The sequence below is a fragment of the Moorella sp. E306M genome (genome assembly GCF_006538385.1).
Classification (GTDB): Bacteria; Bacillota; DSM-521; order Neomoorellales; family Neomoorellaceae; genus Neomoorella.
Genome location: NZ_BJKO01000001.1, coordinates 2,308,552 through 2,322,985, shown reverse-complemented (window position 1 = coordinate 2,322,985; position 14,434 = coordinate 2,308,552). Strand labels below are relative to the sequence as shown.

The window sequence follows — 14,434 nt, the reverse complement described above, 5'->3', positions numbered from 1 at the left end:
TAATGATCCTTGACCACTTTCCTTGCAGGGTTTAAGATATGATGAGACTGGAGGTTTAAAGAAGTGCGAAAACGTATTCTTTACCTGCTAAGCCTGGGACACCTGGTTACCGATGTCAACCAGGGCCTGCTGCCCATCTTTCTGTCGGTATATAAAGAACAGGCTGCCCTGACCTTTACGGCCGCCAGCATCATTCCCGCCCTATCTACTATCAGTTCTTCCGTGATCCAGCCCCTTTTCGGTTACCTGTCGGACCGGTACCAGCTGCGCTGGCTCTTACCCGCCGGCTGCCTTTTAGCCGGCCTGGGTATGGCTGCCTTCGGCTTGGTACCCAACTACTACTTACTTACAGCCATAGTCTTTGTCAGCGGCCTTGGGGTAGCCGCCTACCACCCGGAAGCTTCCAAGTCGGCCCATTACATCAGCGGCCCCATGCAGGCTAGTTCCATGGCCGTCTTTTCCGTAGGCGGCAACCTGGGTTTCGGCCTGGGACCAATAATCGCCTCCCTAATCCTCAGCCACGGCGGTTTAAAATCCTCCTGGCTGGTTATCTTTCCTACGGCCCTTACCGTGGCTCTACTGGTCCATACCATGCCGGCTATTGGCCGCACCATGACCGCCGGCCAGCGGGTAGCTGCTGCCGGTCAGAAGGGAGAAAAGTATAGCAGGACTTCCCTGGCGGCCATTACTCTCCTGGTCCTGGTAGTCATCTTGCGTTCCTGGCTGCATACCGGCTTAACCTACTATATCCCCTTCTACTATCAGCATTACCTCCATGGCGATGCCGCCCTGGCCAGCACAATGCTTTCCATATTTCTTATAGCCGGCGCCGTGGGTACCCTGGTAGGTGGCCGCCTGGCCGACTACTGGGGGACCAAAAAAATGATCCTCGCCTCCATGCTGGCCCTTATACCCCTGGTCTTGGCCTTCCCTTACGTCAAGGGATACTGGGTGGCCATATTGCTGGCCTTAAGCGGCTTTTTTGTAGTTTCAACCTTCGCCCCGGCTATTGTCCTTGCTCAATCCTTGATGCCCCGGCACATTGGGATGGCCTCCGGACTGATGATGGGTTTTGCCATTGGTACCGGCGGCCTGGGCCTTATCCTGCTGGGCGGCATTGCCGACGCCCGGGGCGTCCCTTTTGTCATCCATCTCCTGGCCATTATTCCGGCCCTGGCTGCCGCCATGACCCTCCCTCTGCCGGATCGCCGTCGGCACCCGGCCCGCATGCACTAAAAACCCCATCCCGGCCCAGGAGGGCTACGCCGATGGCATTGTCGGTGCTGTGCTGAGAGTCGGCAAAATAAAGGCGTGCCCCTACGGCGCGGTGTTCCAGGCGGCGGCGCAGCCGACTGCGCAGGTAGGTATTGGCCGCCACCCCGCCGACGATTAAAATTTCTTTAATGCCGGTTTCACCAACAGCGGCCCGGAGAACTCGCTCCAGGGTATTGGCAATGCACTGTTCCACCGCCCGGGCCACGGCCGCCGGGGAAGCACCGGCGGCCAGCAGTCGTTCTGCCTGGCTGGCCGGCCCGGAAAAACTAAAATTATATCCCCGCACGGCTGAGGTCAGCCGGACCTTCTCACCCTTTTCCTCTCCGGCTTCGCGGGCCAGCAATTCTAGCTGCGGGCCGGCAGGAAACTTCAGGCCCATTAGCACCCCGACCCTGTCCACCAGCTGCCCGGCATGAAGATCCAGGGTGCCTCCAAGTTTGCTGATATTAAAACCGCCGCGTTTCCTGCTGACCTTGAGGATTTCGGAAGTCCCTCCCGACAGGTGGACGGCCAGGAAGGGACCGCCCGGCTGCCAGCCTGCCGACCACAGGCCAGCGGCTAGATGCCCTTCCTGGTGGGTTGTGGCCAGGAAAGGCACCTGCAATGCCGCTGCCAATACGCGGCCCTGCCCGGCGGCCACGGTAAAAACCGGCATATAGGAGCCTTCCACAGGCCGGGGTCTGGTAGCTGCTGCCACGCCTTTGAGCCTGGTTGCCGGCACGTCGGCAAAGGCTGATGCCAGCAGTTCCGGTAAGATCTGGACATGATGAAAAACCGCCGTTCCCTGCTGCAGTCCCCTTTCTCCCGCGGGTACCGGTAGCAGGCGGCGGTGGGCAGTAAGCACTTCGCCGTCAACGCTGACGATGGCTACTGAACAGGTATAAGCACTGGTATCGATGCCGAGAATGGCCATCAGCTATCTCCCTAACTCCTTGCGGGCGCTGTCCAGCAAGCCGTTGACAAACTTGCCGGCTTCTTCGTTATTAAAGGTTTTGGCCAGTTCAATGGCTTCATTTATTATAACGCTTACCGGCGTATCCGGGTAATATTTCATTTCATACAAAGCCATCCTGAGAATATTGCGGTCGACGGCCGCCAGGCGTTCCAGGCGCCAGCCCACGGCATACTTGCTAATGATAGCGTCAAGTTCCTGCCGGGCTGTGACCGTCCCCATTACCAGTTCCCGGACAAAGGCTGCTGCCTGGGGTGAAAGTTGCTCTTCAGCTAAAACTTCTTCCACCGCCCTTTCCGGGGCCATACGGCCCAGGTCAATGGCAAACAGAGCCTGCAGGGCTTTTGTCCTGGCTGCTCGTCTACTCAAAGTACGCTATTCCCCCTTACCAGCGACGACCAAAGAAACGTTGCCAGAGGTCCTCCCATCCCCGGCCCTGATCAAGGCGACGGCCGATAACATAGCCCAGCGCTACACAAAGGCCGATGAAAAAGGCCTTCCCAAAGCCCCAGATGGCAGTTAAAATCCCAAAAATAAGGCCCAGGGTGACGCCGATTAGCTTACCACGGTGTTCCCGCCAGAGATAGCCTAGCAAATCGAAAATATTTTCCACGCCTTCTTCTCCCCTATTCTACCCGGCGCAGGCCTTCCTGGTAAATACCGTTCACCCGCACCTGGACCTCCGGCACTTCCAGGCCGGCTGTAGCAACAATATATTCATAGACTTGTTGCTGGAGTGCTGCTGCTAATTCCGGTAGATTGCGGTCGGGGCTGACGGTAATATTGAGCTTCACTGCCAGCCCTTCCGGGAGGACTCTGAGGGTGGGCCGCACTTCTCGTACTCCTTTTACCTGGCGGGCGGCCCTGTTGACCAGGTTTTCCAGGGCCGGCAGGGCAATGCTGGCCGTACCAAGGTCGGTAGATTTAATAACCGCCTGCTCTTCCTTCGCTGCTGCCGGGCGCACACTGGCCAGAAAGAAACGCAAGGCCAGCAGGAACAATACGGCGGCTATCAGACCGGCTATGAAGCGGTAGTCCGTACGTAATAGGCTTAGTTCAAAAAGGTCCAGGGGTACTGTCCAGCCGGCGATTACCGCCATGGTAACCAGGGAAAGGGCCGCCACCAGTAAAGCAAAAAGGGCCAGTATGGCCCGGTCCAGCATTGACAAGTCACTACCCTCCTACCGGACCCGGGTGGTTTCTTCTTCTTTCTCTTCCTGGGGAAATACTACGCCCTGGACGTGAACATTTACTTCTACCACCCGTAAGCCTGTCATTGATTCAATAGCCCTTTTAACATTCTCCTGTACCCGGATGGCTACATCAGGAATACGAACGCCGAAGTTAACCACTATGTACAAGTCAACCGCAGCTTCCTTTTCTCCTACTTCTACCTTAACGCCCTTACTTAGATTCTTCCGGCCTAAAAGTTCGGCAATACCGCCGGCAATGCCGCCGCTCATGCCGGCTACTCCTTCGATTTCCGTGGCGGCCAGGCCGGCGATGATGGCTACCACTTCGTTGGTAATTTTTATAGTGCCGAGATCGGTTCGGGCCTGTTGTTCTAAAGCATTATCCACTGCATCCACCTCCACCTTTTTCTATATTATACCAGAGGCCGGCAGCCATCACAACTGCTTACGGCGAAAATTACTCGTTATCCCTGAAGCAAAGCCGGCCAGATTTTTATGGTTTGACCCGGCTGGCGCAGCAGCCCTGGCGAAGTAGAAACGCCAGTAACTTTACCCCGCCAGCAAGCGGCGCTGGATAAAGTTGGTATAGATCTCGCCCCGCCGGAAAAAGGCGTTGGCCAGAATCTGCTGGTGGAAAGGAATAGTTGTCGGCACCCCTTCAATTACCATTTCTTTTAGAGCTCCAGCCATGCGGTTGATGGCCCCTTCCCGGTCCGGCGCCCAGGCAATGACCTTGGCAATCAAAGAATCATAAAAAGGGGGAATAAAGTAACCACTGTACACAGCGCTGTCCACCCGGATGCCAAAGCCTCCCGGTACATGGTAACGCTCAATGCGCCCCGGGGCCGGCCGGAAATTATGGTTGGGATCTTCGGCATTAATCCGGCACTCAATGGCATGCCCCCGTATCTGGACATCCTCCTGGCGGATACTTAAAGGTTCCCCTGCTGCTATCCTGATCTGTTCCTGGACCAGGTCGATCCCGGTAACCGCCTCGGTCACCGGGTGTTCCACCTGAATGCGGGTATTCATTTCAATAAAATAATAGCGGCCATGCTTATCCAGCAGGAATTCTACCGTACCGGTACTGTAATAATCGACGGCCCTGGCGGCCTTTAAGGCGACTTCTCCCATTTCCCGCCGCAGTTCCGGTGTCAGGGCTACCGAGGGGGCTTCTTCCAGTATCTTCTGGTTGCGCCGCTGCAGGGAACAGTCGCGCTCCCCAAGGTGAATGAGGTTCCCCTCGGTATCACCTAATATTTGGAATTCAATATGGCGGGGTTCTTCAATATATTTCTCCAGGTAAACCTGGGAATCGCCGAAAGCAGCTTCGGCTTCCCGCTGGGCGGTCTGGATGGCCTGGCGCAACTCCCGAGGTCCCTGGGCCACACGCATGCCGCGGCCACCGCCGCCGGCTGACGCTTTAATTAAAACAGGGTAACCAATTTCTTTGGCTATAGCCAGGGCGGCATCCAAGTCCTTGACAACCCCTTCTGAACCTGGTACTACCGGCACCCCGGCAGCAATCATGGTAGCCCGGGCCGTGGCCTTGGCGCCCATAAGCTGCATGGAACGCGGTGAAGGGCCGATAAAGGTGATCCCTGCCGTGGCACACATCTCGGCAAAATAGGGGTTTTCTGCCAGAAAGCCATAACCAGGATGAATGGCATCGGCACCGCTCATCTGGGCAGCAGCAATAATACTGGGGATATGCAGGTAACTGCGGTTGGCCGGCGCCGGCCCGATACAGACGGCTTTGTCAGCGAGCCTGGTATGCAGGGCTCCCCGATCGGCCTCAGAATAGACGGCTACTGTTTCGATATCCATTTCACGGCAGGCGCGGATAATCCGCACCGCAATCTCGCCGCGATTGGCAATGAGAACTCGTTTAAACATCTCCTATCCTCCGAAAAAAGCATACTTCTTAGCGGCAGTTTATGTTTCTACACCGCCCAGCATATTTGTTTCTACTCTTTCTTTAAATGGAACAGCACCTGGCCGTATTCCACCGGCTGGCCGTTTTCGGCCAGAATCCTGACAACCTGGCCGGCGGTTTCGGCCGTCAACTCATTCATCAGCTTCATAGCTTCTATTATACACAGGGTCTGCCCCGGTTTAACCCTCGTACCGACTTCAACGAAAGGCGGCGCGTCCGGGGCTGGCGCCCGGTAAAAAGTACCTACCATGGGTGCCCGGACTTCGATAATATCCTCGGCTGGCTGGACCGGTGGTATATCCCCACGGGCACGAGGCTCATCGTTCGGGGTTACCTGGACTACAGGGGCCGGGCCGGTGCTCCCTCCCCGGTCACCACCACGGCGGATTATGATTTTGACCCCTTCGCTTTCCAGGTTAAGTTCGGTAATGCCTGTTTCTTCTAAGGCTTTAATGAGCTGGGTAATGTCCTTAAGATCCATCTTCTTTGTACCTCCTGCCTCGGCCTTACCCCCGGCCTGGGGTTTTAAAGTCCGGCGGCCCGGCTGCAACCGCCCGGCGCGGCGATCCTCAAAAAATTTCCGGGCCACCTGGGGAAACAACGCGTAGCTGATGACATCTTCTTCACTCCGGGCCAGATCGCCGATTTCCTGCCGGGCTTCTTCCAGGCGCGGCGGCAGGACATCCGCCGGCCGCCCCTGGATGGGTTCTTCATCCCCGATGATCAACCGGCGAATTTCTTCACTTATAGGAACCGGCGGCCGGCCGTAGAGGCCGCGAACGTAGTTTTTAACTTCCCCGGGCACAATCTTGTAACGCTGGCCCAGCAGGACGTTGAGCACCGCCTGGGTGCCGACAATCTGGCTGGTAGGCGTTACCAGGGGCGGGTAACCCAGGTCGGCCCGTACCCGCGGGATTTCGGCCAGGACTTCATTGATGCGGTCAGCCGCCTTTTGCTCCTTTAGCTGGCTTACCAGATTGGAAATCATGCCGCCGGGGACCTGGTGCTGGAAGACCCACATATCGGTAATGCGGGTTACGCCGCGCTCATAACCCAGCTCCCGGCGCAGGTCGTCGAAATAACGGGCAATCTCAAAGAGGAGGTTCAAGTCCAGCCCGGTATCGTAAGGCGTCCCGGCCAGCGCCCTCACCACCGTCTCTACCGGTGGCTGGGAAGCACCGAAGGCCAGGGGGACCGAGGCCGTATCAACCACATCCACCCCCGCCCGGGCGGCCTCTAAGTAGGCACCTACGGCCAGGCCGCCGATATAGTGGCTGTGGAGCTGGACGGGGATGTGGAGCTTTTCTTTAAAGAGCTTTACTAGCTCATAGGCCTCAAAGGGAGCAAGAAGGCCGGCCATATCCTTGATGCAGATGGAGTCCACGCCCATGCTCTCCAGTTCCAGGGCTGTCTGCAAGTAGTGCTCGATGGTATGGACCGGGCTGATGGTGTAAACCACCGTCCCCTGGACGTGGGCGCCTTCCTTTTTGGCGGCTTCAATAGGAACTTCCATGTTGCGCAGATCATTCAGGGCATCGAAAATACGGATAATATCAATGCCGTTGGCCACCGCCCTGGCAATAAAGGCCCGCACCACATCGTCGGGGTACAGCTGGTAACCTACCAGGGACTGGGCCCTGAGAAGCATCTGCAGGGGTGTTTTCCGGGCATATTTTTTTAAGGTCCGCAGGCGTTCCCAGGGGTCTTCGTCCAGGAAGCGCATGCAGACATCAAAAGTGGCGCCGCCCCAGACCTCCAGGGAATGGTAACCGACGCTGTCAATTTTTTCAATGATGGGCAGCATGTCAGCCGTGGTCATGCGCGTGGCCCAGAGGCTCTGGTGACCGTCACGCAGGGTGGTGTCGGTGATCTTTAGCTGGCTCAAAACGGCTCTCCTCCATATAGGGAAGCTAGGCTCCCTAAACATATTTATCTCTTGGCCGGCGGCGTTTACGACCACTATGGGTGGTCCTTGCGGCTATAGAAAAGCTCTGGTGTAATAACCAGAGCGGTGCTTGTCTTTTTATTCAACCGCCTTGCCTTATTATATAAACACGAGCCGGGCGGTGCAATATTTCTTACGCAAGTATACAATATATTTGTATATACCCTTGAAATCCTTGATTTTCAACGTTACTAAGGATTAGGCTTTAGGGGTTGCAAACATTTACAAATCTATCTTCGAAAATGCTTTCTATTGCTTTTTACGGCTTCAGATTGGGTATCCGGCAGGACGTGAGAATATGTGTCTAGAGTTATCTTAACGCTGGAATGCCCAATCTTTCAGCCACGATTTTGGAGTGGACGCCTTTCCTAAGCAGGAAAGTGGCATGGGTATGGCGAAGATCATGTAGTCGAATGACTGCCACTCCAGCTTTCACCGCCAGCCTTTTGAATGCCGCGCGCACGTTGGAATGATAGAGGGGTCTCCCTTCCAGTTTCCCCACCACCCCCACGACAAGGGTTACCGGCAGCTCCTTTCCGACAAGAGAGTTTTCCTGGAACTGTTGAAAACCTTCGTCCGGGAAAAATGGGTGGAGGCCATTGACGCCGACGACCTCATTCTGGTGAACAAGTCCTACGTCCTCCAGGATTTCAGCGGGCATCTTCTGGACTTCCGCTACCTGCTGTTTGACGTCAACCGTTACAGCGAAGAAGAGCTAATCAGAGCGGCAAACCTGATTGCCGGCATATTTCTTTTGGACCAGAAGATGCGCCCGGAAGAGCTGGTTGGACGGTTGCAGAAACTGGCGAGGGTCTTAAGGCGGCTCACGCCTGATGAGTTCCGCCATTTCACGACGTGGCTGAAGAATGTTGTCAAACCCAGAATGCCTGGAGATTATAGCGCAAAAATCGACGGTATCCTGGACGCAAGCAATCCCTGGGAGGTGGAACGGATGATTTATAACTTGGAATTAACCCTGGAAGAGATGCAACAGCAGGCTTTGTTAAAAGGCTTAAAAGAAGGCGAACTGAAGGGGAAATTGGAAGGAAAATTGGAAGGAAAATTGGAGGGCAAACGAGAAGTAGCCCGGAACCTGCTACTGCTCAACGTCGATATAGAGACCATTGTTAAAGCTACGGGGCTTACTCCGGATGAGATCGCCGTGTTGAAGAAACAGATGGAACAGTGATTGGCCGGTAAACACCTGGCCAGGCCATTTACTATTGCCTGGCCCAGTGGGATAAACTCGTAGCCTTCTTGCAAGACGGGCGTCTGGAACTCGACAACAACCGGAGTGAGCGCTCCATCAAGCCATTCGTCATCGGCCGCAAGAACTGGTTGTTTGCAAATACTCCACGGGGCGCTAAAGCCAGCGCCATTACCTACAGTATTATAGAAACAGCAAAAGAAAACGGGTTAAATCCCTTTCAATACCTCATTTACCTCTTCGAAAAACTTCCCAACCTGGACCTCCAGTGTAGATCCTCACATTAATTCATCCCAAAATAATTCCATGGTCGCAAATTGAACAATCTGCATCTAAAGTTAATACCAGGAGAGTATGAGAATCCTATTTCACTTTACGCCAGTATTCAAACTATAGATGGGTTTAGTCCATCTTCTGGAAGGCGTGCTGCTTGGGGGCGAATAGAGTAGAATATTGGCTGGGAGGGTTTACCATGCAGCTGATATTCTACACCACCGTGTCGCCCGAAGAGTACAGCCGCCAGGGTAAAGATTTCCCCTTTCCGGAACCCGATTGCTGCCCCCATTGCCGGATAAAGATACCGCCCCGAAAACACGGGTTCTTTCACCGCAACGTTATTACCGCTGATTTCAGCGGCCGCATCTTAATCCGGCGTTACTACTGCCAATACTGCCACTCTACCATTTCTTACTTGCCTTCCTTTTGCCTGCCCTATTTTCAGTATTGTGTTGATTTGATTTTTACCGGCCTCAGGCTTATGCTGGAGTTCAATTTCTCCCTGCGAGGTTGCCTTAAGTTTCTAAAAGGGCGCTACCCAAAGCTCTACTGGGACATCTCACACTTACAGTTTTACCTGCGCCGTTTTCTGGCCAATTTGAAATTTATCAAATTAGCCTTACGCCAATTCATGCCCCGGGTTCGGCTGCCGGAGGAAATACCCGCCAAAAAGGAAGGAGCCCAAAAGGTACTCCGCCTCATTACCACTGGATTTGCCCACATCCAGTCCTTCAGTACCAGGTTTTACGAGGCTTGGGGGTACGCTTTTATGGCTCCTTTGCGTAATATTTTAGCATAACCGGAGCTCTTCTGGTACCCCTGGAGGTGAAAAATGGCAGCAACAAAACTTTTGTCTGGGGACCGGCTATCAGAGAATGGTATCATGATACTCAAGGGCGCCTGCGGGCTGTAAGCGCTTACGGCCTCCTAAAATTTAACATTTAGTTTTAAGGAGGCTTACGGTTCTTTATGCTTTCTTCTCAAGAACGGGAAGAGATCGCCCTGAAGAAGTTTGCTTTGATTGCGCCGGTGCTTAACGGCCAGGTGGAAAGTCACCAGGAGTACTTTAAGGACCTGGCCTCTCAACCTATTGTCATGCCCCATTATGGCATAAAGCGGTATTCTCCCAAGAGTTTTGCCTGGTGGTTGTATCTCTACCGCCGCCATGGCCTGGAGGGTTTAAAACCCGGTTATCGTTCCGACCGGGGGAAAAGCCGGCGGATAACGGAAGAGATGGCCCTAAAAATCGAGGCCAAAAGGACAGAGAAACCGGGGCTAAGTGGTATCATGCTCTATGAGGAGCTGGTGAAAGACGGGGTGTTTACTCCTGACAAAGTTTCTCTATCCACCTTTTACCGCTACCTCTCCCGGCACCCGCTTCCTTCGTCTTCTCCGGCAACAAATGCTAAAGGAAAGGAAATCAAGCGCTTTGCCCACCAGTGGGTGAATGAGCTCTGGCAGGGGGATATCATGTACGGCCCTTACCTTAAAACGGCCCGGGGTAAAAGGCAGACTTACCTCATTGCTTTTATCGACGACGCTTCGCGCCTTATCCTTCATGCCCAGTTCTTCTGGGAGCAGAATTATTTGGCGGTGCGCTCTACTTTAAAAGAGGCCATCTTAAAGCGCGGCGTGCCGAAGATGATTTACACCGATAACGGCAGGGTCTACCGTTCTGGGCAGTTGGCCGTAGTCTGTGCCAGTTTAGGCTGTGCTTTGCTCCATGCCGAACCCTTCACCCCTTATGCCCGGGGTAAGATTGAGCGTTTCTTCCGGACGGTCAGGACGCGTTTCTTGCCCCGGCTGGACCTGGAGAAAATTAAATCCCTGGAGGAGTTAAACCTCCTCTTCTGGCAGTGGCTGGAGGAGGACTACCAACGCAAAATTCATAGCTCCCTGGGCCTTAGCCCCCTGGATTATTTCCTCTCCCAAGTTCAGCGGATACGCCTCTTTCCCGACCCGGCGCTTTTGGATGAGTATTTTCTCCTGCGGGTCATGCGCAAGGTTAACCATGATGCTACCTTCTCTTTGGAGAATGTCCTCTTTGAAACGGAGCCGCAGCTGGCCGGATTGCGCCTTGAGGTGCGGTACGACCCGGAGTGGCTTTTAAACCCCGCCCGGCCCGTCCTTTTGTACCGCGAAGGGTTAAAGGTGGGCGAGGCCAGGCAGGTGGACTTTGCCACCAATGCCGGCCTGAAAAGAAGAGGGCGCGGCCGCCCGGCCGGCAAGGACCGCCCACCCCTTCAGTTGCCGGGGAAGGTAAATCTCCCTCATGCGGACAACCCCCTCCCGGCACCGGCGCCTTCCGTCTCTTTTGCCGCTATCCTCACCCCAGAGAACGTTGGAGGTGAAGGGTGATGTTTACCCAGTTCTTTGGCCTTAAATTTAATCCCTTCACCAAAGAAATACCCTTCGACCAGTTGTTCTTAAGCCAGGACCTCCTGGAACTTAACTCCCGCCTGAAGTATCTCCTTAACGTCCGGGGTATTGGACTAATTACCGGCGAGGCCGGCTGTGGTAAAACTACCGCCCTCAGGAAATTTGTCAGTGAACTTAACCCGGCCCACTACAAAGCTTGTTATTTTGCCCTCTCCACCGTCACGGTGCTGGAGTTTTACCAGGGCCTGGCCCTCGCCCTGGGCGAGGAACCCAAGCATAAAAAAGTCCATATCTTCCACCAGATCCAGGCGGCTGTCAATAGCCTTTATGCCGACCGCAATATTATTCCCCTTATTGTCCTGGACGAAATCCATCTCGCTGCCAACAAAATCCTGGAGGACCTGCGCCTCCTCTTTAACTTCCAGATGGACTCCCAGAACCCCTTTGTCCTTATCCTCGCCGGCCAAAACCTTATCCGTTCCCGCCTGAGCTTAAATATTAACGCTCCTTTAAGGCAGCGCCTGGCGGTCAAGTATTTCCTCCAGGGCCTTAGGCCGGAGGAACTGCGGGATTATGTTTTGAGCCGGCTAAAACTTGCCGGCCTTCATGAGGATATTTTTACCCCCTCCGCCCTGGAGGCTATCTACGGCATAACAGGCGGCCTGCCCCGCCTGGTTAACAACCTGGTCACCACCTGCCTCATCTGTGCCTGTGGCAAGAAACAGAGGCTGATTGATGATGAGATCGTCTACCAGGCACAAAGGGAACTGGAGATTTAGAGCCGGAAGAAGGTAAGAATTTGCTAAAGCCGGGTACCAATTTGTGGTGCCCGGTTTTGGCTTTATTTAACCTTTTTGCTGGCGCAATCTTAGAATGATGTTTGTCTATATCCGGTTTAATCTGAGAAACTTTATTCTTTTGCTGCTATCTTCGTCTAATTTATTGTGAGAAGCTTTTCCGAATTAAAGTGAGAATCTACACCTCCAGGATAAAAACGCCCTGGATCAACTCCTGCCGTGGGCGGAAACTCTGCCTCCTATTTACCGGATGAATAATTAAGCTTGTTTCAGCCCCCGCCTTAGATGCAAGGTGGGGGTTATTTTACGCTTACCTCTCCCCCTTGCACCACATCTTTTCGCTAAATCTATTTCGCTAGATTTCAGGGGTCATCTCCGCTTTCACTCCGCTCCCCTCTCTATCTATATCAAGTGGTAGCGAACATGGTTTTTGTAAATACTAAATTAAAAAGCTCCCCGCGTAGTGGGAGCTATAGATGAGCTGTTGCCAAACTCTCTAACCCCTTCAAGTAGGTTGTCGATAATGGCATACTAACACTTACATGTTTTTCGCCACACCTTATTTATCTTTCGCCACAGGGTGGAACGGTCTATACCCAGCCTCCGGGCCGCCCGAGCCTGGTTGTACCCTTCCTCTTCCAGTACCGTTTTTATTATAGCCTCTTCCATCTCCTTTAGCGTACCCCGCAACTCGATGCAGCTTTTCCTCGATGCCTCGGCAGTAGAAGTCTGCGAGCCTATTACTGGGGCTAAGGTTCTTGTGTCAAGGAGCCCCCACCGTTCAAGTTGGCTGAGACTTGCCTCTCCGGAAAGCACCAGGCGGTACACCACGTTCTCCAGTTCCCGTACATTCCCTGGCCACTTATACTTTAATAAAGCGACCAAAACCTCCTGCGGCAGCACTACCTTTTTGCCCAGCCGGGCGCAGGCACGAGCCCAAAAATAGTCTATTAGAGGCCCAATATCCTCCTGTCTCTCCCGCAAAGGCGGAATATTAAGAGTGAGTACGCTCAGGCGGTAATACAGATCTTCCCGAAACTTACCGGCCTTTACTAGCTTCCTTAAATCCTTGTTGGTGGCTGCGATGACCCGAACATCTATGGGGATCATTTTGTCATCCCCGACGCGCATTATCTGGCGCTCCTGTAGCACCCGCAAAAGTTTAGCCTGTATTCCTGGAGTAGCCTCTCCTATTTCGTCAAGAAAAATAGTACCCCCGTGGGCCAACTCGAAGAGACCCATCTTGCCTTCCCGCCTGGCCCCAGTGAAAGCGCCCGGGGCATAACCGAAGAGCTCGCTCTCCAGAAGCGACTCGGGAATAGAGGCACAGTTTACGGCCACAAAAGATCCTTCTCGCCGACTGCTGGCGTTGTGTATACCTTGGGCTACCATCTCTTTGCCCGTACCTGTCTCTCCAATAATCAATATCGTGGAATCTACCGCCGCAAATTTGCGCGCTTCTTCCACTACCGCCTGCATGGCAGCGGATTCGGCCACCATCTGTTCCAGACTGAAGCGGGCCTTGAACCCTTTGCGCTGAAGCTCCTTCCTCACTTCTTTTTCAACTTGCTGTATGCGACGGGCGTCCTGAACAGTTATAACCACCCCTTTTATTTGGCCAGCCTCCACCAGCGGTACCCGGTTCACCACTACCGGCTTGTCCCCCAAGTGGATAATATATACTTGTTTGCCCGTTTCGCTGTAAAGGGCTTCACCCAACGGTTTCAAAGCCATAACCCTGGCAGGGTCTTTATTCATTACCTCTGCTTGCTGCACACCGAAGATAGAACTGGCTACCTGATTAAAAAGAGTGATACGCCCGTTCTCATCCAGGGCTATAACTCCGTCGCCTATATGGTTCACAATGGCCTTGATTTGCCGGCGTCGCTCCTTTTCTAATTCCTGGGCCTCCAAAACCCTTTGCGCCTCCAAAAGAGCATCCCGGAAAGATTCCGGGCCGGAATCAATAAGCCTGGCCTCAAAGCCCAGCCTTCTGGCCTGGGCCACGGCATCTCTATCCCCAATGATTATTCTTATGCCCTGACGTGCCGCCATATCCAGGCAAGAAGGTATCTCCTCCTGTGCCTTTAGTTCAAACTCGTAAGTAGCAAGGCCCAGGTAACTCGCGACCTTCTGAGAGCCCTGGATTACATTACGAAAACCTATAACCCCTATTGGTTCCTTGCATCCTCGCAGCGCGGCCAGGGCATCCAAGATGTCGTAAGCCGTGACCGGGATATCCACGACGGGAACTTTAACATAATTCCTAAGCAGGATAGCGGTACCACCGCGGCTAAGGAGCACCCTGCTGCCCCTCTCCACTGCCTTAAGAGCGAGCTCCAGTCCTTCGGACATGTTGCCCACGCAAATATCGCATTCAAGACTCAATTCTTCACAGACCTTTGCGGCCACAGAACTCAGATGGGGATAAGGAGCAATAACGCAGATCTTCCTGCCCGCTTTCACCGCCCACC

General features: G+C 54.0%; 14 protein-coding genes and 1 pseudogene. 6 read left to right on the top strand and 9 right to left on the bottom strand.

The features are described from left to right. The first annotated feature begins 63 nt into the window (after positions 1–63). Positions 64–1,236 carry an MFS transporter gene (locus FLZ89_RS11960; RefSeq protein WP_141264950.1) on the top strand — a complete coding sequence of 391 codons (1,173 nt, stop codon included), beginning with the start codon at positions 64–66 and terminating at the stop codon, positions 1,234–1,236. Here the strand turns inward: FLZ89_RS11960 and FLZ89_RS11955 are convergent. The 8 genes from FLZ89_RS11955 to FLZ89_RS16420 all read right to left on the bottom strand — a co-directional run bounded on the left by FLZ89_RS11955 (position 1,163) and on the right by FLZ89_RS16420 (position 7,737). Next, positions 1,163–2,188 (bottom strand): O-sialoglycoprotein endopeptidase, encoded by a 1,026-nt coding sequence (locus FLZ89_RS11955; protein WP_141264951.1) that lies wholly within the window; start codon positions 2,186–2,188, stop codon positions 1,163–1,165. The two genes, FLZ89_RS11960 and FLZ89_RS11955, sit on opposite strands and share 74 nt — an antisense overlap. A gap of 3 nt (positions 2,189–2,191) precedes the next feature. Next, positions 2,192–2,596, bottom strand: coding sequence for a transcription antitermination factor NusB (gene nusB / locus FLZ89_RS11950; protein ID WP_141264952.1), 405 nt, complete (start codon positions 2,594–2,596; stop codon positions 2,192–2,194). Between the two features lie 16 nt (positions 2,597–2,612). Then, on the bottom strand, positions 2,613–2,840 hold the full coding sequence (locus FLZ89_RS11945; protein ID WP_253256477.1) for a DUF2273 domain-containing protein: 228 nt from the start codon (positions 2,838–2,840) through the stop codon (positions 2,613–2,615). Positions 2,841–2,853: 13 nt separating this feature from the next. Beyond that, complete coding sequence (amaP, locus tag FLZ89_RS11940; protein ID WP_253256560.1) at positions 2,854–3,390, bottom strand: alkaline shock response membrane anchor protein AmaP; 537 nt, start codon at positions 3,388–3,390, stop codon at positions 2,854–2,856. A gap of 18 nt (positions 3,391–3,408) precedes the next feature. After that, complete coding sequence (locus FLZ89_RS11935; RefSeq protein WP_141264954.1) at positions 3,409–3,822, bottom strand: Asp23/Gls24 family envelope stress response protein; 414 nt, start codon at positions 3,820–3,822, stop codon at positions 3,409–3,411. 147 nt (positions 3,823–3,969) lie between these two features. Continuing rightward, positions 3,970–5,316, bottom strand: coding sequence for an acetyl-CoA carboxylase biotin carboxylase subunit (accC, locus tag FLZ89_RS11930; RefSeq protein ID WP_141264955.1), 1,347 nt, complete (start codon positions 5,314–5,316; stop codon positions 3,970–3,972). Between the two features lie 71 nt (positions 5,317–5,387). Next, a complete protein-coding gene (gene accB / locus FLZ89_RS11925) occupies positions 5,388–7,283 on the bottom strand; it encodes an acetyl-CoA carboxylase biotin carboxyl carrier protein (protein WP_141305049.1) in 1,896 nt (631 codons plus the stop codon). Between the two features lie 328 nt (positions 7,284–7,611). Next, positions 7,612–7,737: a hypothetical protein gene (locus FLZ89_RS16420; protein ID WP_277997584.1), complete on the bottom strand. Its 126-nt coding sequence runs from the start codon at positions 7,735–7,737 to the stop codon at positions 7,612–7,614. Between the two features lie 33 nt (positions 7,738–7,770). Between FLZ89_RS16420 and FLZ89_RS11915 the strand changes: the two genes are divergently transcribed. The 5 genes and pseudogenes from FLZ89_RS11915 (at position 7,771) to FLZ89_RS11895 (ending at position 11,942) form a co-directional block, all read left to right on the top strand. After that, positions 7,771–8,490, top strand: coding sequence for a hypothetical protein (locus FLZ89_RS11915; RefSeq protein WP_141305048.1), 720 nt, complete (start codon positions 7,771–7,773; stop codon positions 8,488–8,490). A gap of 17 nt (positions 8,491–8,507) precedes the next feature. Then, a pseudogene (locus FLZ89_RS11910) lies at positions 8,508–8,795 on the top strand (IS66 family transposase); the annotation flags it as partial. Between the two features lie 185 nt (positions 8,796–8,980). Next, positions 8,981–9,583, top strand: coding sequence for a DUF6431 domain-containing protein (locus FLZ89_RS11905; RefSeq protein WP_141264861.1), 603 nt, complete (start codon positions 8,981–8,983; stop codon positions 9,581–9,583). Between the two features lie 170 nt (positions 9,584–9,753). Next, positions 9,754–11,142: a DDE-type integrase/transposase/recombinase gene (locus FLZ89_RS11900; RefSeq protein ID WP_141264860.1), complete on the top strand. Its 1,389-nt coding sequence runs from the start codon at positions 9,754–9,756 to the stop codon at positions 11,140–11,142. After that, positions 11,142–11,942, top strand: a complete 801-nt coding sequence (locus FLZ89_RS11895; protein ID WP_141264859.1) for an ExeA family protein — start codon at positions 11,142–11,144, stop codon at positions 11,940–11,942. The genes FLZ89_RS11900 and FLZ89_RS11895 overlap by 1 nt, the downstream gene beginning before the upstream one ends. Positions 11,943–12,491: 549 nt before the next feature. On the opposite strand, the gene FLZ89_RS11890 is transcribed toward FLZ89_RS11895, so the two are convergent. After that, entirely contained in the window at positions 12,492–14,426 is a 1,935-nt protein-coding gene (locus FLZ89_RS11890; protein WP_141305047.1) for a sigma 54-interacting transcriptional regulator, read from the bottom strand. Between the last annotated feature and the right edge of the window lie 8 nt (positions 14,427–14,434).

Excerpts from the sequence above, each read along its gene's own strand:
- accB (WP_141305049.1), bottom strand. The coding sequence starts at position 7,283 with ATGTTTAGGGAGCCTAGCTTCCCTATATGGAGGAGAGCCGTTTTGAGC.
- FLZ89_RS11905 (WP_141264861.1), top strand. The coding sequence starts at position 8,981 with ATGCAGCTGATATTCTACACCACCGTGTCGCCCGAAGAGTACAGCCGC.
- FLZ89_RS11900 (WP_141264860.1), top strand. The coding sequence starts at position 9,754 with ATGCTTTCTTCTCAAGAACGGGAAGAGATCGCCCTGAAGAAGTTTGCT.
- amaP (WP_253256560.1), bottom strand. The coding sequence starts at position 3,390 with ATGCTGGACCGGGCCATACTGGCCCTTTTTGCTTTACTGGTGGCGGCC.
- FLZ89_RS11955 (WP_141264951.1), bottom strand. The coding sequence starts at position 2,188 with ATGGCCATTCTCGGCATCGATACCAGTGCTTATACCTGTTCAGTAGCC.
- FLZ89_RS11915 (WP_141305048.1), top strand. The coding sequence starts at position 7,771 with ATGATAGAGGGGTCTCCCTTCCAGTTTCCCCACCACCCCCACGACAAG.
- FLZ89_RS11895 (WP_141264859.1), top strand. The coding sequence starts at position 11,142 with ATGTTTACCCAGTTCTTTGGCCTTAAATTTAATCCCTTCACCAAAGAA.
- accC (WP_141264955.1), bottom strand. The coding sequence starts at position 5,316 with ATGTTTAAACGAGTTCTCATTGCCAATCGCGGCGAGATTGCGGTGCGG.